Origin of the sequence: Halomonas sp. MMH1-48 (assembly GCF_022348105.1) — a bacterium.
Lineage (GTDB): Bacteria > Pseudomonadota > Gammaproteobacteria > Pseudomonadales > Halomonadaceae > Vreelandella > Vreelandella piezotolerans.
In genome coordinates, this window is record NZ_JAKRFL010000003.1 from 282,516 (window position 1) to 305,559 (window position 23,044).

General features: G+C 52.9%; 16 protein-coding genes, 1 pseudogene and 1 other annotated feature. Of the genes and pseudogenes, 16 read left to right on the forward strand and 1 reads right to left on the reverse strand.

The genetic code is table 11. The annotated features are described in order from the left end of the window. The first annotated feature begins 25 nt into the window (after positions 1-25). From MHM37_RS04965 to MHM37_RS05030, 14 genes are all read left to right on the forward strand, one after another. Positions 26-220, forward strand: coding sequence for a hypothetical protein (locus MHM37_RS04965; protein WP_239295925.1), 195 nt, complete (start codon positions 26-28; stop codon positions 218-220). A 62-nt stretch (positions 221-282) separates the two neighbouring features. Next, positions 283-1,074 (forward strand): ERF family protein, encoded by a 792-nt coding sequence (locus MHM37_RS04970; RefSeq protein ID WP_239295924.1) that lies wholly within the window; start codon positions 283-285, stop codon positions 1,072-1,074. A 39-nt stretch (positions 1,075-1,113) separates the two neighbouring features. Next, positions 1,114-1,725, forward strand: a complete 612-nt coding sequence (locus MHM37_RS04975) for a lambda exonuclease family protein (protein ID WP_239295923.1) — start codon at positions 1,114-1,116, stop codon at positions 1,723-1,725. A 90-nt stretch (positions 1,726-1,815) separates the two neighbouring features. After that, positions 1,816-2,313 carry a DNA repair protein RadC gene (radC, locus tag MHM37_RS04980; RefSeq protein WP_239295922.1) on the forward strand — a complete coding sequence of 166 codons (498 nt, stop codon included), beginning with the start codon at positions 1,816-1,818 and terminating at the stop codon, positions 2,311-2,313. 79 nt (positions 2,314-2,392) lie between these two features. Beyond that, on the forward strand, positions 2,393-2,788 hold the full coding sequence (locus MHM37_RS04985; RefSeq protein ID WP_239295921.1) for a lysozyme inhibitor LprI family protein: 396 nt from the start codon (positions 2,393-2,395) through the stop codon (positions 2,786-2,788). Positions 2,789-3,006: 218 nt separating this feature from the next. Then, positions 3,007-6,552: a helicase-related protein gene (locus MHM37_RS04990; protein WP_239295920.1), complete on the forward strand. Its 3,546-nt coding sequence runs from the start codon at positions 3,007-3,009 to the stop codon at positions 6,550-6,552. 1 nt (position 6,553) lies between these two features. Continuing rightward, the gene (locus MHM37_RS04995) at positions 6,554-7,060 is read left to right on the forward strand and encodes a hypothetical protein (RefSeq protein ID WP_239295919.1); all 507 of its coding nucleotides are present in this window, start codon (positions 6,554-6,556) and stop codon (positions 7,058-7,060) included. Positions 7,061-7,077: 17 nt separating this feature from the next. Next, on the forward strand, positions 7,078-9,975 hold the full coding sequence (locus MHM37_RS05000; RefSeq protein ID WP_239295918.1) for a DUF1156 domain-containing protein: 2,898 nt from the start codon (positions 7,078-7,080) through the stop codon (positions 9,973-9,975). Between the two features lie 8 nt (positions 9,976-9,983). After that, the gene (locus tag MHM37_RS05005) at positions 9,984-11,033 is read left to right on the forward strand and encodes an AAA family ATPase (protein ID WP_239295917.1); all 1,050 of its coding nucleotides are present in this window, start codon (positions 9,984-9,986) and stop codon (positions 11,031-11,033) included. Next, positions 11,030-11,551, forward strand: coding sequence for a hypothetical protein (locus MHM37_RS05010; protein ID WP_239295916.1), 522 nt, complete (start codon positions 11,030-11,032; stop codon positions 11,549-11,551). The genes MHM37_RS05005 and MHM37_RS05010 overlap by 4 nt, the downstream gene beginning before the upstream one ends. Positions 11,552-11,614: 63 nt before the next feature. Next, complete coding sequence (locus tag MHM37_RS05015; RefSeq protein ID WP_239295915.1) at positions 11,615-11,854, forward strand: hypothetical protein; 240 nt, start codon at positions 11,615-11,617, stop codon at positions 11,852-11,854. Continuing rightward, positions 11,854-14,730, forward strand: coding sequence for a DUF499 domain-containing protein (locus MHM37_RS05020; protein WP_239295914.1), 2,877 nt, complete (start codon positions 11,854-11,856; stop codon positions 14,728-14,730). The genes MHM37_RS05015 and MHM37_RS05020 overlap by 1 nt, the downstream gene beginning before the upstream one ends. Positions 14,731-14,821: 91 nt before the next feature. Further along, positions 14,822-15,154: a hypothetical protein gene (locus tag MHM37_RS05025; RefSeq protein WP_239295913.1), complete on the forward strand. Its 333-nt coding sequence runs from the start codon at positions 14,822-14,824 to the stop codon at positions 15,152-15,154. 246 nt (positions 15,155-15,400) lie between these two features. Next, positions 15,401-16,566, forward strand: a protein-coding gene (locus MHM37_RS05030) for an IS3 family transposase (protein ID WP_168444466.1) whose coding sequence is annotated in 2 segments (ribosomal slippage) — positions 15,401-15,662 and positions 15,662-16,566 — 1,167 coding nt in all. Because the reading frame shifts where the segments join, the coding sequence is not laid out codon by codon here. A gap of 17 nt (positions 16,567-16,583) precedes the next feature. After that, positions 16,584-16,690: a sequence feature (AL1L pseudoknot), on the reverse strand. On the opposite strand, the pseudogene MHM37_RS05035 reads toward MHM37_RS05030, so the two are convergent. Continuing rightward, positions 16,598-16,965, reverse strand: a pseudogene (locus tag MHM37_RS05035) (transposase); the annotation flags it as partial. Its footprint overlaps the feature before it by 93 nt. A 551-nt stretch (positions 16,966-17,516) precedes the next feature. Here MHM37_RS05035 and MHM37_RS05040 point away from each other — a divergent pair. Continuing rightward, positions 17,517-19,193 carry a PAS domain-containing methyl-accepting chemotaxis protein gene (locus tag MHM37_RS05040; RefSeq protein WP_239295912.1) on the forward strand — a complete coding sequence of 559 codons (1,677 nt, stop codon included), beginning with the start codon at positions 17,517-17,519 and terminating at the stop codon, positions 19,191-19,193. Positions 19,194-19,261: 68 nt separating this feature from the next. Continuing rightward, complete coding sequence (locus MHM37_RS05045) at positions 19,262-22,963, forward strand: EAL domain-containing protein (RefSeq protein ID WP_239295911.1); 3,702 nt, start codon at positions 19,262-19,264, stop codon at positions 22,961-22,963. The last annotated feature ends 81 nt before the right edge of the window (positions 22,964-23,044 follow it).

A 23,044-nucleotide genomic window follows, 5' to 3' on the forward strand; every position in this document is an offset into this window, starting at 1 on the left:
GGGGCTTATGCCGAGAGGTAACTGCATGAGCTTTATTTCCGACGCTATTGAGATGGCGCTCACTCGACTGACCAAACAGCTACTGGAACACGACGCCCACAAAGCAACGTCGCTGGTGTGTGCCCAGGGCGAGTTTTATCGCGCGGAGATACGCCTGGAGCGTATCGATCCCGCAGACATTGCGCGTCACTTACCCGACGTTCCTGCGCCGGTTAAATGACACACCCCATGAACAGGGCTGACTCGCCCGCATTTCCCTCTTCACGTAAAAGGAGGTGCCCCATGGCACAGCGTACTCATGTAGTAAATGCGTCCCCCCAAAAAGGCCCAGTACCTTCCATCCAAGCAGACGCCAACGCTCAACATTCCCCTAGCTCAGCGGCGCTAGAAGCACACCCTACGGCTGATAGCACCGCCATTATCCAAGTGATTGAGCGTGCGGCGCTTAACCCTGACGTCGATATCGACAAGATGGAGCGCCTGCTGCAAATGCAGGAGCGTGTGATGGATCGCCAGGCCATGATGGCCTACAGCGCAGCCATGGCGGCGATGCAGACTGAGTTGCCTAGCATTGAAGAGCGTGGGCAAACCAACAACGGTTGCTATGCCACGCTGGAGGATATCGTCGATACCGTTCGCCCCATCCTACAAAAGCACGGCTTCGCAGTGAGCTTCCGTATTCAAACCCAGGAACGGGGCATTCAGGTCACAGGTGTGCTGATGCACAAGGACGGCCATCGGGAAGAGACCAGCATGCTATTGCCTGCGGATATGAGCGGTAACAAGAACGCGGTACAGGCCTTTGGATCGTCCACCAGCTACGGCAAGCGCTACGTACTGTGCGCCTTGCTCAACATCACTACACGCGGGCAGGACGATAACGGTCAGGCCAGCACACGTGCAGCTGTAAAGAGGGTTACGGCTTTTCAGGCGGGACAGATTCAGCGTTTGATCAGCCAATGTCCAGCCACCACGCAAGAGTGGTTCAGCGGCAAATACGGCGCTGCGGTTCAAGTACCCCAGGCAGATTTCGACAAACTACGTGCATCCCTCACCAAGCGAGCCGTGAAATAGCGGCTCAGCTCGACCTCTCATCGCCTACAGGAGTCGTGTATGCAGATACTCACCATGCCACAAGGCTCGCCGGAGTGGCTGGCGGCGCGTCTTGGGCGCGTCACTATGTCGGAACTCAAGGCTTTGCTGGTAAATGGCAAAGGCCCCGGTGGGTTGGGTGCCGGAGCCATCACCTACATGCACCAGTTGATCGGTGAGCGCATGACCGGTGAGCTGGCCGAGCCGTTTCAAGGCAACGCCCATACCAAGCGGGGCCAGGAGCTAGAGAGCGTCGCCCGCTCGCTGTATCGCGATATGACCGGTGCACCGAAACCCAAAGAAGTGGGCCTGATCCTCAACCACAACGTGGGCTACTCACCGGATAGCTTGATTGGCAGAAACGGCTTGTTGGAGATCAAAACCAAGCTGCCTAAGTTCCAGATTGAGGTGCTGCTCAGCGGGGAAATACCCGACGAGCACGTGCCCCAATGCCAGGGTGGGCTCTGGGTTAGCGAACGAGAATGGATCGACTTTGTGAGCTATTGGCCGGGCATGCCGCTGTTTGTGAAACGCGCTTACCGAGACGAGGCTCTGATTCGCACGATTGCCGAGCGGGTTGAGGCGTTCCATGAAGAGATGGAGCGGCGTATCAGCCAAGTGATGGCGGCGTGACTTGCCCACTGAACCACAATACACATCCACTATTAACGACATAGATGCCGGGGCCACCACCCCGGCATCTTTATTTTTTTGGAGGTCATCATGCCCCATAGCAAACTCAAAGCCGGTGAAGTGGCGGGCACCTACTTAGTCACGTCACCGGTCACGGAAACTGACATCATCGCCATGGCCAAGCGCTTCGCGCGGCGTAAGCTCGCCAAAGGCCGCAAGATCTCACAGCCCTCGCAAGCGTTTGAGCATCTACAACTCCTGCTGCAGGACTATGAGCACGAGGTGTTCAGCGTGCTGTTCCTTGACAGCCAACACCGCGTCATCCGCTTTGAAGAGCTGTTTCGCGGCACTATTGATTCAGCCAGCGTTTATCCACGGGAAGTATTGAAAGCGGCACTCGCTTACAACGCCGCCGCTGTGATCCTGGTACACAATCACCCCAGCGGCGATCCTGAGCCTAGCGATGCGGATCGGCGTATTACTGAGCGACTGAAGGAGGCGCTTGGCTTGATGGATATTCGGGTGATCGACCACGTGGTGGTGGGAAGTGATGGGTGTAAATCACTTGCTGAGATGGGATATATCTAAGAATGATGAGATGATGGATGCTATCTATTCACTGTATATTGATCACGAAGCGGAGTAGTAAATGAGGAGTCAAATAGCTATGAAAGCGGCGTTGATGATTGGGGCATGTGTTACTGCATTAGTATCGCTGCCTGTTGCCGCAGAAACAGCGTATTCAGATCAGTACTATGCGTGCTTAGACAACATTGATGACAGTGCTTTTAGAAACTCTCAGCTGGATAACTGCGTAGAAGGGGAGCTTGAAAGGCAGGATGTGGTGCTTAATCGCGAGTACCAGCAGCTACGTGGAAGCTTTTCAGAAGATCAACAATCAGCACTGCTTGCTGGTCAGCAAGCGTGGCTCAATTTTCGAGAGAGCTGGTGCCAGCTTGAAGGCGTGACAGATTACGCCCCAGGTGGTGAATTAAATTATAAGCTTTGTATGATGAGCCAAACCGCTAAGCAGATTGATCTGATTGTGTCGCTGCAACCTTGACGTACCCCATAAAGCCGCCTCATTTGGCGGCTTGTTTGTCACAGTATTTTTTTTTGATTTTTGTAGGCAATCCAGTGAGCAGCGGCTGAGTTTCGGGGGGAGCACTGAAGAAAGGCTGCGTATCAGTTAGTATTGGCCCAGATGGGGGCAATACTCCAGCTGGCCCAGATTGACGATAAATGAAGAAACGGCAAAAGCCGACTTGCGGAGGGAACTGCATGCTGAAGCTGGAAGAGATCAAACAGGACGCCCAGGTCCGTGGCATCAAGCCTGATGAGGTGGTGCGGGTGGTGGCGGTGGTGCCGGTGGGCACCGATGCGCTGACCGTCTACTACAAGGACAGTCAGGGTGCCGTGCACGAGCAGATGCTGTTTCGCGACAACGAGCCCAACCTCTCCCTGGCCCAGGCCGGTCGCCCCTGGGCCTTCGATGCCCCGGGAGCCGAGTTCAAGCTGGGCCTGGAGGCCTACCGCATCAGCCAGGCGGCGCTGTTCGACCCCATGATGGCGGTGCACACCTCCAATGTGGAGCCGCTACCTCACCAGATATCCGCCGTCTACGAGGCGATGCTGCCCCGTCAGCCGCTGCGCTTCGTACTGGCCGATGATCCAGGTGCCGGCAAGACGATCATGGCCGGCCTGCTGATCCGAGAACTGCTGATGCGCGCCGATGCCAAGCGCATCCTGATCGTCTCTCCGGGCGGGCTCACCGACCAGTGGCAGGATGAGCTGCTGGAGAAGTTTGGGGTGCAGTTCGAGATCTTCAGCCGCGAGAAGCAGGAGCAGTGCGCCTCGGGTAACTACTTCGACGAGCAGAATCAGCTGATCTGCCGCCTGGACCAGCTCTCGCGCAATGAGCTCTACCAAGAGAAGCTTGCCAACACCGAGTGGGACCTGATCATCGTGGATGAGGCCCACAAGCTCTCGGCCAACTACTTCGGCAACAAGATCAACAAGACCAAGCGCTTCCAGCTGGGCGAGCTGCTGGGTTCGATCACCCGCCACTTCCTGCTGATGACCGCCACGCCCCACAACGGCAAGGAGGAAGACTTCCAGATCTGGCTGTCGCTGATCGACAGTGACCGGTTCTACGGCAAGTTCCGTGAAGGCGCCCACAAGGTCGACGTCTCCGACATGATGCGGCGCATGGTCAAGGAGGAGCTGCTCAAGTTTGACGGCACGCCGCTATTCCCGGAGCGTCGCGCCTACACCGCCAACTACGACCTCTCCGACGCCGAGGCCTCGCTCTACGAGCAGGTCACCGACTACGTGCGCAACGAGATGAACCGCGCCGATGCGCTCTCCGGCAAGCGCAAGGGCACCGTGGGCTTCGCACTCACCCAGCTGCAGCGCCGGCTGGCCTCCAGCCCCGAGGCGATCTACCAGTCGCTCAAGCGTCGTCGGCGCAAGCTGGAAGACAAGCTCAACGAGATGAAGCTGATGGCCCGTGGCCAGGCCGTTCAGGAAGGCAAGGTCGCGTCCACCCTGGGCACCTATGCCGTTCAGAAACAGATCGAGCTGCCGGAAAACATGGATGAGCTGGACGAGGAGCTGAGCGCCGAGGAGTACGAGCTTTACGCCGAGCAGGTGGTGGATCAAGCCACGGCCGCCGAGACCGTGCCGGAGCTGGAGGCCGAGATCCTGATCCTCAAGGACCTGGAGGAGCAGGCCTCACAGCTGGTGGCCTCCGGCAGCGACCGCAAATGGGAGGAACTCTCCCACCTGCTGCAGGACAGCCCGGAGATGTACACCGCCGGCGGTAGCCGCCGTAAGTTGATCATCTTCACCGAGCACAAGGACACCCTGAACTACCTGGTCGACCGCATCCGCAGCCTGCTGGGCCGCCCCGAGGCGGTGATTACTATCCATGGCGGCACCAACCGCGATGACCGCCGCAAGGCCCAGGAGCAGTTCCGCAATGATCCGGATGTGCTGGTACTGATCGCCACCGATGCCGCCGGCGAGGGCGTCAACCTGCAGAACGCTAACCTGATGGCGAACTACGACCTGCCCTGGAACCCTAACCGCCTGGAGCAGCGCTTCGGGCGCATCCACCGCATCGGCCAGACCGAGGTGTGCCATCTGTGGAACCTGGTGGCCAACGAGACCCGCGAAGGCGCGGTCTTCCAGAAGCTGTTCGACAAGCTCGAGGTGGAGAAAAGCGCGCTGGGCGGCAAGGTCTTCGACATCCTCGGCGAGGCCTTCGAGAACACTTCGCTCAAGGATCTGCTGGTGGAGGCGATCCGCTACGGCGAGTCCGAGGAGGTTAAGTCTCGCCTGGATCAGGTGATCGAAGGCGCCCTGGACACCGACCATCTGCGCGAGATCATCCGTCGCAATGCCCTGGTCGAGCAGCACATGGGGCTCGAGGAGCTCTATGCGGTGAAGGAGGAGATGGAGAAGGCCGAAGCGCGCAAGCTGCAGCCCTACTTCATTCGCGCCTTCTTCACCGAAGCCTTCCAGCTCCTGCGCGGCGAGCTGCGCCCCCGGGAGCCCGGTCGCTACGAAGTGCGCCACGTGCCTGCCGCCATTCGCGAGCGTGACCGGGTGATCGGTGAGAGCCGCACCCCGGTGCTGCGCAAGTACGAGCGAATCTGCTTCGAGAAGGAGCATGTGCGCCTGCCCGGCAAGCCCATGGCCGACCTGATCCATCCCATGCACCCGTTGATGCATGCCACCACCGATCTGGTGTTGCAGGCCCACCGGGCCAAGCTCAAGCAGGGCGCGGTGCTGGTGGACCCCAATGATGACGGCACCGAGCCCAAGGTGCTGTTCATGGTCGATCACTCGGTGCGCGAGGTGGAGAAGCAGAGCAATGGCTCGCCGCGGGTGGTCTCGCGTCGCCTGCAGTTTGTGGAGATCGACGAGCAGGGCAGGGCGACGCATGCCGGCTGGGCACCGCACCTGGATATGCAGCCCATTGACGAATATGACTTCAGCCTGGTGCAGGACGTGCTCAAGGCGCCCTGGATCACTGGCGACCTGGAAGCTCTTGCGCTCAACCACGCCGTGCAGGCGCTGGTGCCCGAGCACTTCCGTGAGGTGAAGGGGCGCCGCGAGCGCCACGCCGACAAGGTGCTTAATGCCGTCAACGAGCGGTTGGTCAAGGAGATCAACTACTGGTCCGACCGCTACATCAAACTCACCGACGACATGAAGGCCGGCAAGCAGCCGCGCATGCAGCCGGAGATGGCGCGCCGGCGGGTGGATGAGCTGACCGAACGTCTCAATCAGCGCCGCCGTGAGCTCGACGCCATGAAGCAGGTGGTCTCCAGCACGCCGGTGGTGATCGGCGGCGCCCTTGTGATTCCCCAAGGGCTACTGGCCGCGCGCAAGGGCGAGAGCCAGTTCAGCGTCGACGCCCAGGCCCGTGCCCGCATCGAGCAGCTGGCCATGCAGGCGGTGATGGACGCCGAGCGCGCCATGGGCCACCGGGTGTTCGACGTCTCCGATCAGAAGTGCGGCTGGGACGTGACCGCTCGCCCACCGGCCAACCCGGACGGCTCGATCCTGCCCGACCGCCATATCGAGGTGAAAGGGCGCGCCAAGGGACAGAGCACCATCACCGTGTCGCGCAACGAGATCATCTACGGCCTTAACCAGGCCGATAAATTTTGGCTGGCTATTGTCATCGTGGAAGGCGACAGCGTGGAAGGGCCCTACTACGTGCAGAAGCCCTTCACCAGCGAGCCCGATTTTGCTGTGGCGAGTGTTCAGTATCAGCTATATAAGCTGCTAGAAAAATCAGAGGAAGTAAGGGGTTAACATGAAGAGTGTTGCATTTTCTGCCTTGATATTGGCTGGCCTGAGCATTGGTGTTACAGCGTTTACAGCTTATGAGTCCGGGGTTTTTGATGACCAAGTAGGTCGGGCTGCGACCCAGTTGGACGGAACCCCTTTCGAAGCCGCTAGAGCCTGGTATAAAAATTATCCACATTGGGGTAGTGAGTCCAACAGCAATATGCTGGCTGAGGTTAGGTACTTTAACTCCGCTAGAGATGAGGTGGTTGAAACTTTGGCAGTGGTTGACTTTTTAAGCTCTGGAGAAGTAGGTGTTGCCCTCACCCGGTACTCGATAGGAAGGGAAGTTTATCGAGGGTCGGTTTGGATGAGAGAGGTAGACGGGCATTGGTATCCTTCGGTTACTCAGTGGTACTCCTCGTACAGAGATGACCCGTTTGATGATGGTGGAGGAGAGCGCGCAAAAGAAATTATAGAAGCCGCCGAAGAATGGGAAGAAGAGTCTCCCCAGCAGTGGTGGCTTTGGTATTAATTTTTAAGGAAAATTAGATGCCCTTAGTCAAATCTCCCAAGAAGCTGATCGAAGTGGCGCTGCCGCTGGACGATATCAACGCCGCTGCAGCGCGTGAGAAGTCGATCCGCCACGGCCACCCCAGCACTCTGCACCTGTGGTGGGCGCGTCGGCCATTAGCCGCTGCGCGGGCGGTGCTGTTTGCGCAGCTGGTTAACGACCCCGGCTATCAGCGCGAATTAGGCTACGGGGTGAATAAGCAAGAAGCCGAGCTTAAGCGTGAGAAGCTGTTTGATATCATCCGCGACCTGGTGAAGTGGGAGAATACTAGCAACGAGGAGGTGTTGAATCGCGCCCGGGAGGCGATCTGGGAGAGCTGGCGGGAGACCTGTCACCTGAATCGCAACCACCCAGAGGCAGCCGAGTTATTCAATCCTGAGAAGCTTCCGGCCTTTCATGACCCCTTCGCCGGCGGTGGCGCGATACCACTAGAAGCCCAGCGCCTGGGGCTAGAGAGTTATGCATCAGACCTAAACCCGGTGGCGGTGATGATCAATAAAGCGATGATCGAAATTCCGCCCAAGTTTGCCGGCCAGCCGCCGATGGGCCCAATTCCCGAAGGCGAAAAACAACAGAAGATGCATGAGGATTGGTCGGGCGCTAAGGGTCTGGCCGAAGATGTCCGCCGATATGGCCACTGGATGCGCGAAGAAGCTTTCAAGCGGATTGGGCATCTCTATCCCAAGGTCAAGATAACTCCGAAGATAGTCGCTGAGCGACCTGACTTGAAGCAATATGAGGGTGATGAGCTGACGGTGATCGCATGGCTGTGGGCCAGGACGGTCAAAAGTCCTAATCCGGCGTTTAGCCATGTTGATGTGCCGCTAGCTTCAAGTTTCGTATTGTCCAGTAAAAAAGACAAAGAAGCGTATGTGGAACCTGTGATTGAGAGCGATCAGTATCGTTTCGAGATCAAGGTAGGAACACCTCCAGTCGACGCTAAGCAGGGGACTAAAGCAGCAAGAGGAGCTAATTTCACCTGCTTGATGTCTGGTACACCGATTTCGGGCCCACATATCAAAAGCGAAGGGGAAGCAGGACGCTTAGGTGCTCGCTTGATGGCAGTCGTGGTTGAAGGTAAACGCGGGCGTGTTTATTTATCGCCTACGCAAGAGGTAGAGGCAGTTGCGAAGAGTGCTCAACCTGAGTGGAAGCCAGAAACCAGCCTGCCAGACGATCCAAGAAACTTTTGGACCATTCCATACGGACTGAGAACCTATGGCGACCTCTTTACCCCCCGCCAGCTGGTAGCGTTAACTACTTTTTCCGACCTGGTACAGGAAGCCCGCGAAAAAGCGATTGCCGATGCAAAAGCTGCTGGCCTGCCGGATGATGGCTTAGGTTTAGCCCAACACGGATCAGGCGCTACGGCTTATGGAGAGGCAGTGGGAATTTATTTGTGTTTCGCTATCGATAAAGCAACCGACTATCACTCTTCGATCTGTACATGGCACTCCAGTAAAGAGCTCATACGCAACACTTTTGGTCGCCAAGCAATTCCTATGACTTGGGATTATGCGGAGACAAACCCTTTTTCTGAATCAGCTGGTAATATTTCGAGTGGGTTTGAGTGGAGTCAAAAAGTTCTGCACTTTCTCCCAGCAACAAAGAAGTCTCTAGCAGCACAGAGTGATGCCGCATCTCAGACGATTAGTATGGGAAAAGTTATCTCCACAGACCCCCCATACTACGACAATATCGCCTACGCTGATCTTTCTGATTTCTTCTATGTCTGGATGCGCCGCTCGTTGCGTCATGTCTATCCCGAGCTATTTAGTACAATGGCGGTACCCAAAACCGAAGAGCTGGTAGCAACCCCTTACCGCCATGGCACTAAAGACAAAGCCGAAGCCTTCTTTATGGATGGTATGACCCGCGCCATCCACAATCTGTCGGTGCAGGCTCATCCAGCATTTCCAGTCACCATCTATTACGCTTTTAAACAGTCAGAAACCAAGGAAGGCAGCACTACCAGTACTGGCTGGGTAACGTTTCTAGAAGCGGTGATACAGGCCGGCTTTTCAATTGATGGGACCTGGCCAATGCGTACCGAGATGGGTAACCGAATGATTGGCTCAGGAACCAATGCTTTGGCGTCATCTATTGTGCTGGTCTGCCGCAAGCGCTGGGCTACTGCTAAAACCATCTCCCGCCGCGACTTCCAACGTCAGCTGCGCGAAGAAATGCCTGAAGCTCTGGAAACCATGATCGGCGGCGTAACTGGTCAAGCGCCTATCGCGCCTGTAGACCTAGCCCAGGCGGCGATTGGCCCTGGGATGGCAATTTACTCCCAGTATGAGTCGGTGCTGAATCAGGATGGCTCAAAGATGAGCGTCCATGATGCCCTAGTAATGATCAATCGAGCCATTACAGAGTTCCTGAGCCCCGACTCCGGCAATTTCGATGCCGATACTCAGTTCTGTGCCAGCTGGTTCGACCAGTACGCCTGGAGCGCTGGGCCTTTCGGTGAAGCGGATACGCTTGCACGGGCCAAGGGCACCAGTGAGGCTGGCTTGAAAGAAGCCGGTGTTATCGAATCCGGTAGCGGCAAGGTACGCCTGCTTAAATGGGGCGAGTATCAATCCGAATGGGACCCGACCACCGACAAGCGCACCCCGGTGTGGGAAGCCTGCCACCAGATGATCCGTCGCTTGCAGAACCACGGCGAATCCGCTGCTGGTGAGTTACTGGCCAAGATGCCGGAGAAGGGCGAGGCGATCCGTCAGCTGTCGTATCACCTGTATACTCTCTGCGAGCGTAAGAAGTGGGCCGAGGAGGCGCGCGCCTACAACGAGCTGATCGGCTCCTGGCATGCCATCGTGGCGGCGTCTCATGAAACGGGGCATGCTGGCGAACAGGTCGGCTTTGATCTCTAGGAGGCAGCATGCTGAAGCGGTTAGAACTGGATAACTTCACGCTTTTTCCTCAAGCGCGGCTGGATTTTGCGCCGGGGCTAAACGTGATTGTGGGCGAAAATGGCACCGGTAAATCGCATCTGCTCAAGGTGGCTTACAGTGTTATCGCTAACGCCTACGAGCAGGCTAACGAGCCGAGCGTAGCCGACCCCACCAAGACGCTGCTTCAGAAGGGTCTCGCCGATAAGCTGATTAAGGTTTTTCGGCCAGAATCATTGGGGCGGCTGGCGAGCCGACGTCAGGGGGCGCAAACCTGCAAGGTCTCTGTGGCTTTCCAGCAGCCTGCGCTGGATACCGCTTTCAACTTCAGCACGCGTTCCCAGAGCGAAGTTAAAGTCGATAGACTGCCCAGCGCTTGGCAAGAGAAAGCGCCGGTCTTTATGCCGACGCGGGAACTGTTAAGCCAATACCACTGGCTGCTGCCGCTCTACGAAAACCGTCACGTGGATATCGAAGAGCACCATATCGACCTGTGCAAGCTGTTGGGTGCTCCGGCGATTAAAGGGCCAAGGGAAAAGGTGGTGGCCGAGTTGGTCGCCCCGCTAGAAGAAGCGATGGGTGGCAAGGTGGTGCTGGACAAGAACGGACGCTTTTATCTGCGTATGCCCAGCCAAGGCAACCTGGAAATGCCGTTGGTGGCTGAAGGGCTGCGCAAGCTGGCGATGCTAGCCCGCTTGGTCATCACGGGTTCGTTGCTGGATAAAGGCTGCCTGTTCTGGGATGAGCCGGAGGCCAACCTTAACCCTAAGCTAATCAAGCTAGTGGCCAGGGCCGCCGTCGCGCTTAGCGAACAGGGGATTCAGGTGGTGATTGCGACCCACTCACTGTTCCTACTCAAGGAGTTGGAACTGTTGGCTCGTGCTACCAAGAGTCCAAAGACTCAGCAACGCTACTTTGCACTGATAAAACGCCCTGAAGGTGTGGAAGTGGAGCAAGGCAGCCAAGTAGACGACCTGCAGACGCTTGTCCTATTGGATGAAGAGCTTGCTCAATCGGATCGCTATTTGGAGTTGGCATGACGACTACGCTCATTGAGCAGCAGCTCGCTTTCACTTTTGCAGAAAGCGTAGAGGCGTCGCAGTATGACGATTGGGTTTTCTATCGCAGCCAGTTCAATGCGGTATGCGGGGGCACCAAGGCGGTCGATTTCGTGTGTCTTGATGGTGATCATCTATGGCTGATTGAGGTGAAGGACTATCGGCGGCATCGGCGTACTAAAGTGGTTGAACTCGGTGATGAAATTGCCAGCAAGGTGCGCGATACCCTCGCTGGGCTGGTGGCGGCCAGTTGCAATGCTAATGAGGCAGAAGAGCGGCGTTTGGCCCGGCATGCGGTGGGTCGGTCAAAGCTGAGGGTAGTGCTGCATCTGGAGCAACCCCGCCATCCGTCTAGGCTGTTCCCGCGCGCAGTCGATCCTGATGATGTTCTGCTGAAGCTGAAACAACGGCTCAAAGCTATCGACTCGCACCCTAAGGTCGTCGACCAATACACATTAACCACTGAAATGCCCTGGTCGGTTGCTGGAGTGACAGGGTGATATTGACATCGCGTTTATCATCTGTAGCCGATATAGAAAGCTAACCTGAAGGCTGGTGGCCAGATGAAGGGTAATCGCACAGGGCGTTACTTCATCACCCATCTGGGCTTGGAGGTAGCGCTTCAGGAGCAGGTGCCTGAGTTGCAGTTCCTTAGCCGCTGGGAAAAATTTATCGAATGGAAGACCCTGAAAACACGTCACTCAAACGTACGTGTTCAGCGGCAACGCCTGTTAGATTCACACACTGCTCACCCAGTGGATGATCTTGAATTCATCGTAGAAGAAGACGTGGAGTCGTCATAATGTCACTGAAAGCCTGGAGAGATATCGCAACGCCACATAAGGACGTGCGAGAGGGCCTGTTCAAACAGGCAGAGTTTGCTGCGGATATCACTCAGGTGGCAACCGGCACAGCACCCGAGGAGTACCAGGACGCAGAGAAGTTCTTCTCACGCACCTATATTACCGAGGGTATGCGCCTGCTGCTGATCTCGGTAGCCCAGCGCCTCTCTGGCAACGGTGGCGATCCAGTCATTCAGCTGCAGACAGCTTTCGGTGGTGGCAAAACCCACACGATGCTGGCGGTCTACCACCTCGCATCTCGCAAGACTTCTACCGATAAGCTGCATGGCATTCCTCCTATTCTAGATGAGGCTGGTATCCATGAGCTGCCCCACGCTCGTGTAGCCGTCATAGACGGTATCAACATGGCCCCGAGCCAGCAGTCGGTTAAGAAGCAGGAGCAGAAAGTCACGACCCTCTGGGGTGAACTGGCGTGGCAGCTTTTGGGTGATGAAGGCCTCGCTTTGGTAAAAGAGTCCCACGAGCAGGGTACGTCACCTGGTAAGCAGGTGTTGGTAGATTTGCTGCAACGAGCCGCTCCCTGTGTGGTGCTGGTGGATGAGCTGTTAGCTTATATTCGTCAGTTTGAGCTAGGGAAATCCTACTCTGGGGGTACCTACGACAGCAATATCAGCTTCATTCAAGCGCTGACTGAGGCGATGAAGGCGGTTCCCAATGCCATCCTGCTGGCTTCGCTGCCGGAGTCTGAGCTCGAAGTAGGCGGCACAATGGGCCAGCAAACGCTGACGGCCCTTGAGAAGTATTTTGGTCGTGTAGAATCGGTGTGGAAGCCAGTAGCCACTGAAGAGGCATTCGAGATCGTTCGCCGCCGCCTGTTCGAGCATGCCGGTGAGCGTGCCGAAATAGAAGGCATCAGCCGTCAGTTTTCTGATTTTTACCGGCAGCACGCCGGACAGTTTCCCAACGAGACCCAATCCAACGAATATTTTGAGGGACTTTGTCGCTCTTATCCGATTCATCCCGAGGTATTCGACCGTCTTTACGAGGACTGGTCGACACTGGATAAATTCCAGCGTACCCGGGGTGTGCTGCAGTACATGGCATTCGTGATCCATAAATTGTGGGTGTCGGGCAACCATGACGCTTTGATTATGCCAGGGTCGCTGCCCCTGGAAGACAGTAATGTTCGGGATAAGAGCATTCACTACCTGCCCACAGGCTGGCAGCCAGTGATTGAGCGAGAGATAGATGGCCCACGCTCTGCTGCTCAAACGCTCGATAACGAGGTTGCTCTCTTTGGTGGCGTACATGCAGCCCGTCGTGCAGCACGCACCATCTTTTTAGGTAGTGCCGCCTCCAGCAGTATCCAGGCGGCTCGAGGCATCAAACAGGAGCGCATCTTGCTGGGTGCCGTTCAGCCTGGTCAGTCGATTGGTACTTTCGAGGATGTGCTCAAGCGCCTGCGCGATCGTCTGCATTATCTTTATTCGGAGCAGGACCGCTTCTGGTTCGATACAAAGCCCAACCTCCGCAAGGAGATGGAAAGTCGCAAGCAGAACATCCACGACCGTGATGCATTGATACCGCTCCTCAAAGATCGCACGACTCGTTTGATGGGACGCCAACACCACTTTGCCGGCATACACGTTTTCACTACGTCTGGGGATGTGCCGGACGAATATGGCATCGGGCCTCGTTTGGTGGTGCTGCCGACTGAATTCGCTTATAGCCGCACGGAGAGCAATCAGGCATTTCAGGCGGCGCAGGAAATCTTGCGCACCCGTGGGGAGCAGCCACGCCAAAAGCAGAACCGGCTGATTTTTCTAGCCGCCGACTTCGATGTGGTAAGCCGCTTGAAAGATCAAGGACGCACCTATCTAGCGTGGAAGTCGATCGTAGAGGACATCGAAAATGGTTCTCTGAATCACGATATGACGCACTTACGGCAGGCTAAACAAAGCCGTGAATCAGCGGATTCATCGCTGTCGCAGTTAATCCGTGAGACTTATAAGTGGCTAATGGCACCAGTAGAGGAGTTCGTAAAGGGCAAACCAACCCTGGAGTGGGAAGTGGTTCAGGTCTCAACCACGACGACGAACTTAGTAGACACCATTGAGAACAAACTGCGTGAAGAAGAGTGGCTGATCTACGAATGGTCGCCAATTTTCCTGCGCAATATTCTCAATCAATGGTACTTCAAGGATGGTATTACTGAGGTCAGCGCCCTGAAAGTATGGCAAGACTGCTGCCACTACCTTTACTTACCGCGCCTGGTGAATGATCAGGTATTTAAAAATGCCATGCACCAAGGCATCGCATCGGAGGATTTCTTTGGCTACGCCTCAGGAAAAGAAGGTGACACTTATCTTGGTTTTACCTTTGGGCAAGGGAGTATTGGTGGGTTAGATGGTGAGGCACTCATTATCGAGCGTGAGGCTGCTAGTGCGTACCGAGACAAGCTCGCGGCTGATGCAGCCCAGCGCGCCATTGAGCTTTCTGATCGCAATACTGACAACTCATCTGGCCAAAGCGTTGAAGAGACAGGAACTGGTAGGGCAGGCGGTGGAACTGCTCACCCTATGGGCGCTGGAGAAAGCGGCAGTAGTTCGGCTGGGCCAGAGGCTGTTTCTACTAACATTGCCAAGAAGCAATTCTACGGTACGGTGAGTCTTGATCCGGTAAAGGCCAAGATGGACTTTGCCACTGTGGTTGATGAGATCGTTGAGCAGTTTACTCTGCGCACAGGCGTAGAGGTGAAGATCTCTGTGGAGATTGAAGCAACAAGTGCCGATGGCTTTGATGAGGCGCTTCAGCGGACGATTAAAGAAAACTGCAACGTGCTGAAGTTCATCAGTTCAGAATTTGAGGGTGAGTAACGTGCTAGCCGCTCAAGCAAATGGCTACTAACGCTATGGCAGAAGGGTCGTTAATGTTGCCCATTAGTTGGAGTTAGAGGGCAATGTCAATATGACTAAGAAAGTGTTGGAAAAAAATGAAAATAAAATACCTTTTATTGAAGGTTTTTTGTTTTTTTATCCAATTCAACAGCTTTGCGTATTGCTGAACGCCCCAACGGCTCCTAAGCATGGGTACGAAGAGGCGCGAAAGCGAAACCCTGGCTGGGTAACTTGGCGAACCTTTATAAAATTTTTGAACCCTTCCAATGTGAAGGAAATAAGGCCGAGCACTCAAGCTAAAATGGAGCGCACCCTAGAAGACAAGCCTGAGCTAGAAGCGCTCCGCCAAGATCCACAAGAACTTGAATTTTTTGGCAGCCTTACCATGAATGGTCTGCTTTGATTGCCAGCAAATGTCTTCATGAAATCGTAAGCAAGGAGTATTGGCAGTCTCGAGTCGATGCGGAGAGGGGGTTGATCAAAGAGTTACTCGATACGGTGGGTGCTCACAATAAGTTGCGAGTCTTTTTGGCGTGTAACCTTGCCTCCGAACCGGGTTGCTTGTTGGCTCGACAAAAAGTGGAAGGTCTGATCCTGCCCAGTAACAGTGGACACCTCAAAAATGTAATACGCTACGCTGAGGTGAACCATGGCAAGATCGACAACATCAATGAAGAAAAAATCCTATACCCGTTACTCAGATACCTACCGTCAAGAAGCGTTAGCACTCGCTGATCGCATTGGCGTTGCAGCAGCGGCTCGTGAACTGGGAATACACGCGAGTCAGCTCTATCAATGGCGCTCTAAAGCACAGCTGCAGCAAGACACATCTGAACGAGAGCGGTCGTTAGCAGAAGAAAACGCTCGCTTGAAGCGCCAATTAGCCGAAGCAAATGAAGAGCTGGCCATCACAAAAAAAGCCGCGGTGTACTTTGCGAAGAGCCTGAAGTGAAGTACGCCTTTATCCATCGTCATCGTCAGGCTTTCAGCGTTCAACGGATGTGCCATGTTGTTGGGGTCGCTCGAAGCGGCTACTACGCTTGGCGGCAACGCGAGGGTGCATCGTCTCCAAAACGCAGCCAGCAGGCCATTCTCGATCAGCGTGTGGCTGAGGCTTTTCACCAGCGTAAAGGCCGCTCAGGCGCCCCGAGATTAGCTCTAGACCTGCAAGATGATGGCATGCCGATCAACCGTAAGACGGTAGCTGCCAGCTTACAGCGTCAAGGCTTGCGCGCTAAAGCAGCCCGCAAGTTTAAGGCCACCACGAACTCTCGGCATTCGCTGCCAGTGGCGCCGAATCTACTAGAGCAAAACTTCATGGCATCAGCCCCCAATCAAAAGTGGGCAGGTGACATCACCTATTTAGCGACGGGCGAAGGCTGGCTTTACCTAGCCGTGCTCATTGATCTTTACTCTCGGAAAGTGGTCGGTTGGGCAATGAGTGAGCGTATGACAGCCGATCTTGTCTGTGACGCGCTTCAGATGGCGCTATGGAAACGGAAAATGCCCAAAGGCGTGATAGTTCACTCTGACCGAGGTAGTCAGTACTGTTCCACGCTTTACCAATCGCTGCTTACCCGTCATGAGCTTAGGTGCAGCATGAGCGCTAAAGGCAACTGCTATGATAACGCGTGTGCCGAAAGCTTCTTTCACAGTCTCAAGGTGGAAGCGATCCACGGAGAGCCATTTAAAGCGCGGGATACGATGAAGCGCCAGGTGTTTGAATACATCGAACTGGACTACAACAAGCAACGGCGGCACAGTGCTATTGGGATGATTAGCCCAGAGGCATTTGAAGCCCGAATGATCGCTTAAACCAGTGTCCACTGTCGCTGGGTAAGATCAAAATCGACTCGACCCCGAACTGAGCACGATGCTCGTCGATAAATGACACCATCAATTGGGTTTGCGGTCGAGCTCCGCCTGGGCGAAAAAAGCAGCCGCCTTACGGAGAATTTCATTAGCGCGCTTCAATTCGACGTTTTCACGCTCTAGCTGCTTGAGCCGTTCATGTTCAGGCAGGTTAGCCGAACTATCTTTCTGCGTGAGTTCTGAGCGTTTGCACCAGGCTCTCAAAGTCTCTGGTGTACAGCCGAACTTGCTGGCAATGGAGCATATCGCCGCCCACTTGGACGGGTATTCGCCTTGCTGTTCAAGGACTAATCGAACAGCTCGCTCCCGGACTTCTGGGGAATATCGTTTTGGTGAGTTCATAACTCCATCCTCTCAAGATATGGAGTCTCCGGTAAAGCCGGGGCGGTTCACGGTACCTAACAGGCAAAGGTTTAACGCAATCGCGTATCGCCTATCTCTTATGGAGGAGTCTAGCCATCATAACAGTTGAAAAAGTGCTGAATTAGCTAACGCTTCAAAAAAGCTCAAGTAGGGATGAATTCTGCGTTTTGGCGCACATCATTGCTTCGTATTGATAGGAATAAAGGATAATGAAAATCATTTTAATGAAAGGAAGGATATGCAACATACAGTTTAAAAGCTGGTTGAGCTGCATTACAAAAGTCGTTGTGACTGTGGCTACTCTGATGCATCCTGAGGAGATGAGAATTAATCTTGATGCTTCAGGATGGTATCAGTAAGGCGCGTGAATTTTTTGATGTAGATCAAAAAAAGTCGTTTAGTATGAGGTAAAGTGCATGATTGTCTTAGCTATTAATAATTATTAAATCCTAAGAGATTATAAAAAAAGCTCATGAAAATTTATTAGCCACCCGCTGATGAGGTTCCTACCTGTGCGCTCGAACTTCCCCGTGACCCAAAACGAACTTCAGCTTGATGAAGCTGATCTGCTGATTTCACGTACCAATCTGCAGGGCAAAATTACCTATGCGAATCCTGCTTTCGTCAGGATTAGCGGTTTTACGTTGGATGAGCTCATCAATGCAGACCACAATCTTGTCCGACACCCTGATATGCCTCCTGCCGCCTTTGCAGATTTTTGGAGCACCATCAAGCAAGGACACGTATGGACCGGGTTGGTAAAAAATCGCTGTAAAAATGGCGACCATTATTGGGTGCGTGCGAGCGTGGTGCCTATTGAAGAAGAGGGCAGTGTGATTGGCTACGCCTCTTTACGTGTGCGCCCGGAGCGCCGTGACGTGGAGTTCGCAGAGCGCATCTACGCCGACTGGCGAGAGGGCCGAGGCAAGCAGTATCGGTTGCACAGAGGACGAGTAATACGCAGGGGGCTCATTGCTTCCCTGAGTCGATTAGATGTGGTGTCGACAAAAGCGCATACGTATTGGCTGACTGCGTTTTCATTTGCCAGTATTACGGCCCTGGCAATGCTTCAGAGTTCGCAAAGTAACGCAGCGCTTGTTTTATCAATCGCGTGTTTTATGGCGCTCACCGTAGCAATACTTGGCGTGACGCAACAAAAAAGAGTATCCAGAGCAATGCACGAATCAAAACGATTCGTGCTGCAAGTCGCTGCCGGTAATTTGACCGTGCAAGTCCCTCACCATGGCCAAGATGATATTGGACAGCTTATGGAGGCTCTTTCTTCTATGAAAAAAGGGCTGGGTGGGATTGTAAAAGATGTTAATTCAGGAATTAATAAAGTACGACCGGCTGTGTCTGATATTCGCGTGAGTAATGAGGAAATTGGTTTACGCAGTGATGACCAAGCTGCCTCTGTTCAGCAGACGGCAGCCAGTACCGAAGAGCTGACCGCCACTGTGAAACAAAATGCGGATAATGCACATCAAGCCAGCATACTCTCGCTCTCCAATGTTAAAGAGGTGGAGTCAGCTGGCTTGGCCATGAATCAAGTGGTTCAGCGAATGGCGGCAATAACAGCCAGTGCCCGGCAAATGAGTGAAATGGTGTCGACCATCGACGCGATTGCGTTCCAAACGAATATCCTGGCGCTAAACGCCTCGGTTGAGGCAGCTCGTGCGGGCGAACAAGGTCGTGGATTCGCTGTTGTTGCCGGTGAGGTGCGCAGTTTGGCAAATCGTTCATCAGAAGCTGCTAAGCACGTTCACCAGCTGATTAATGCCTCTCGAGAGGAGATCGACAAAGGCTCCAAAGTGGTATCCGAAACGGAATCAGCGATAAGTCGTGTTGTTGCAGCAAGTCGACAAGTAAATGACATCATGGAGGAAATCACAGCTGCTTCCCAGGAGCAAAGTAACGGCATCGCGCAAATTGGTGATGCCATCAACCAGATGGAACAAAGCGTTCAGCACAGTGCGCTACAAATGCAATCAACCAGTGCTGCGACAAAAGCTCTAGAGAACCAAACCTTACAGCTTTTCAATGCTATTCGTGCGTTCCGTACACATCCCACAGGTAGAGAATTATCCGCAGAAATCAATCTCACGCCTTCCAATCCTCAACTGACGATGGATACGCGTTCGACTAAATCGTTAGCGTCTGGCACGAGCGGTGATGATTGGATAGATTTTTCTGCTCATGAAAAGTAGCGAGCTGATCAAGGGGCTGATAGGCCTCGTGATCGACTATTTTCAACTCGCAATATAAGGCTTTACCTGTGTATAGAAACGAAGAATCGACGCGCCGTATTTGGGACCAGCTGTCTTTTGCCGACGTCATGTGGCACTCGCCTGATGCCGTCATCCTAACCAGCGCAGATCTAGCTTTGCCAGGCCCACGCATCTTGTATGCGAATCCTGCGTTTTGTCAGATGACGGGATACTCTGTCGACGAATTAGTAGGCCAGACGCCACGCATTTTGCAAGGCGCTGAAACAGACCCCAGTGTATTGAAGGCCTTACGTGAGTCTTTAAAACGTAAGGAGACGTTTGTTGGTTCTACTATTAATTATCGGAAAGACGGGTCACCTTATCAGGTCGAGTGGAATATCACTCATGTACTAGATGAAACTAAAAATACAGAGTATTACGTTTCTATTCAGCGCGTTGTAAATGCTGAGTCTGCGCGGCTTAAGAATATGGAGGCTATTCTGAAGGCTGCACCCGTGGGCATGATGTTGACGGGACCTGGTGGCATTATTGAATCTGCTAATGGAATCGCTCAACAAGCTTTTGGCTACGTACCAGGCGCACTGATAGGATTGTCAGTCGATGATTTATTACCCCCAAAGATACGGGCTCAACACGCCCAGCATCGCCAAGACTTTGCACGTGAACCAAAAACTCGACAGATGATGCCTGAGCGTGAACTGATGGGGCAACGCCAAGATGGCACTCTGTTTCCTTTAGAAGTTGGCTTAGCTCCGATCAATATTGATGGTGTGCTGCATACACTTGCTTCTGTCAGTGATATCAGCGAGCGAAAAAAGATTGAGCAATCAATGGCATTTTCCGCTCAGCTACAAGCTTCGCTCGCGGCCTTTAGCCGTGCAGGGTTACAGGGCGCCACCATTGAGGAGCTTTATCAACAGGCGGTTGAGTTAGCTGTTACTCTTTTCGGTTTTACTTCAGCTGTTTTGATAAAGCTAGGAGAGTCAGACCATCAAGATACTATTGTCGCAGAGTCTAGCAGCAACCATATGCGCTGGCCTAATCAGCTGAGGTTGTCCAGTAGTGGGTTGGCACCGTTAGCGATTGGTCATGTAGAGTACACTATAGAAGAATTACCATTAACACTACGTAACACCTTAAAAGACTGGCCTCAGTTAACTCGGGCTCTTTGTGTGCCTGTTCAAGAGCCAGACCGTTGCTGGGGGGGGCTTTATACCTTTTATAGTGATAACGAATCTTTTGGTGATAGTCATCTCCAAGGCTTAGAAAGTCTTATCAACACACTATCCTCGGCTATACGTCGCGAACGTGATCAACAGTCCCGGTTGCAAGCAGTGCGTTTGCAAGCCATTGCAGGTGAAATGGCTGATTTAGGAGGGTGGCGTTACGATTCACATAGCCAAGTGCTCTACTGGTCAGACGAAGTGTGCTCCATACATGAAACCTCTCATAACTCTCAATTAACAATCGATGAGGCGTTGTCTTATTACATACCTGAATGTAGAGAACGTATTAAGAAAGCCTTTTTTGAGTGTATAAGAGAAGGAGCATCTTTTGATGAAGAAGCAGAAATTTGCACATCAAAAGGTAATCGGCGGATCGTTCGAATCATTGGTGCTGCCATGGATAACGCTGGCACGAACGGTTTTAGCGTTCAAGGGGCTTTGCAAGACATTTCTAACCAGCGTCGGGTTGAAGAAAATCTTGCCCATAGTCAAAGGCAGTTTAGGCAGCTCGCGGAAGCTATGCCAACCATTGTTTGGACAGCAGATGCGGATGGGAGGATCGATTACGCTAATCGACATTTTGAAGAGGCCACCGGTATTCATAATGATGCCTTACCAGCGGGCGGGTGGCTGAGTGCTTTGCACCCTGAAGATGTAGAGAGGTGTCAAAGAGTATGGAAAAATGCTGTTTTAAACCAACAGCAGTATCATATCGATTTTCGCTTGTATAATAAAAATGAGAGCTTTTACCGTTGGTATAGAGTCAGTGCTGTCCCAGTTCGTGATAAATATGGCGATATATACAAATGGTATGGCAGTGCGCTAGATATTCATGATCGTAAAGTATTAGAAGATGAGCTTACGAACTCTGCTAATGCGTTAAATCGTACTCTTGAAAGTATCACAGATGGCTTCTTTACCTTAGATAGACAGTGGATGCTTCACTATTTCAATATTGAAGCAGAGCAGCTGTTGTCAAAGCCCCGGGACACCGTATTGTATCAAGTTATTTGGGAGGTTTTTCCAGAGATTATAGGATCACAGATAGAGGCTGAGCTTTGTTATGCGATGGATAAACAAATAACACGACATTTCGAGTATTTTTCTAAAGACTTAGCTATGTGGCTTGAAATGCACATATATCCATCGGGTGATGGCTTATCTGTTTACTTTCGTGACGTAACTGATCGCAAAAGAAGTGAAGAGAAAATTGAGTTCTTAGCATTTCATGACACGCTGACGCATTTGCCGAATAGACAATTTTTCCAGCATCAGCTAGAGAGTATTATGGAGGTTCAATCTGATACGCACGCTTATGCAGGGGTAATGCTGATAGACTTGGACCATTTTAAAGTTCTCAACGACACATGGGGACATAATGTTGGCGATCAGCTACTGAAGGGAGTTGCACGTCGTCTGGAGACCCTTGCTGGACAAGGATTGCATGCTGCTCGACTGGGTGGGGATGAGTTTACTATTCTTCTTGACCACTTACCGGGTTCACGCGAAGAAGCTATTTGTGAGTTAGTTGCTCTGGCAGAGCGCATTCACATGGTACTGAATGAGCCATATGAAGCAGAAGCGCTTCATATTCACCGCACGTGTAGTATAGGTGTCACTTTAATTGAACCCTGTAAGGATAGTTCAAAAGAGATAATGAAGCGCCTAGACTTGGCGCTTTATGACGTTAAACATCGAAATCGCAATGCCGTAGGGCTATTTGATCCTGCCATGCAAGCGAGAGCGGATTTGCGAGCATGGCTCGATAGAAATATTCCAGCAGGCATCATAGCTAATGAATTTATCCCCTATTATCAACCAAAGATAAATAGTGAAGGACGCTGTATAGGGGCCGAGGCGTTGATCCGTTGGTTTCACCCCCAGAAAGGACTTATTTCACCGGGAGACTTCATACCTATCGCTGAAGAAATAGGGCTTATTGGAGTGCTTGGTAAGGAAGTCTTAAGAAAAGTATGTGTTCAAATGGCTGAGTGGAAAAAAATAGGGTTTCTTGAAAGCTTGGAAGTGTCAGTCAATGTCAGCGCTTTACAATTTCAAGAAGATAGTTTTGTAAATGACGTGATTGCCATTATTAACGAGACTGGTGTTGACCCTAAAAATATTCAGCTGGAGGTCACTGAGACACTTTTTTTAAATAATTTAGAAAAGACTGTAGAGAGAATGCATTTGTTGCGGAAGCATGGCATCAGGTTTTCTCTGGATGACTTTGGTACTGGCTATTCATCATTGGCATATCTTAAGCAATTACCGATAGATGTGCTCAAAATAGACCAAAGTTTCATTAAAAATCTGGCTGATGATCAAGACGATGCAGCTATCGTCCGTGCTATTATTGCACTCGCTTACAGCTTAGGTCTTGGTGTTCTGGCTGAAGGTGTTGAGACGTTAGAAATACAGAATTTTTTGATAAATGAGAACTGCCACACATTTCAGGGCTATCTATATTGTAAGCCTTTCGATGCCTGTCAAGCTTGTTGGAACCTGGAATCAGGCGGCTTCTAATCGCTGATCGCGTTGAACCAGCGGGTCTTCCCGGTCCGGGTTCAGCCAGACCGTCCGGCGCGGTGTCCAGTTCCGAGTGGC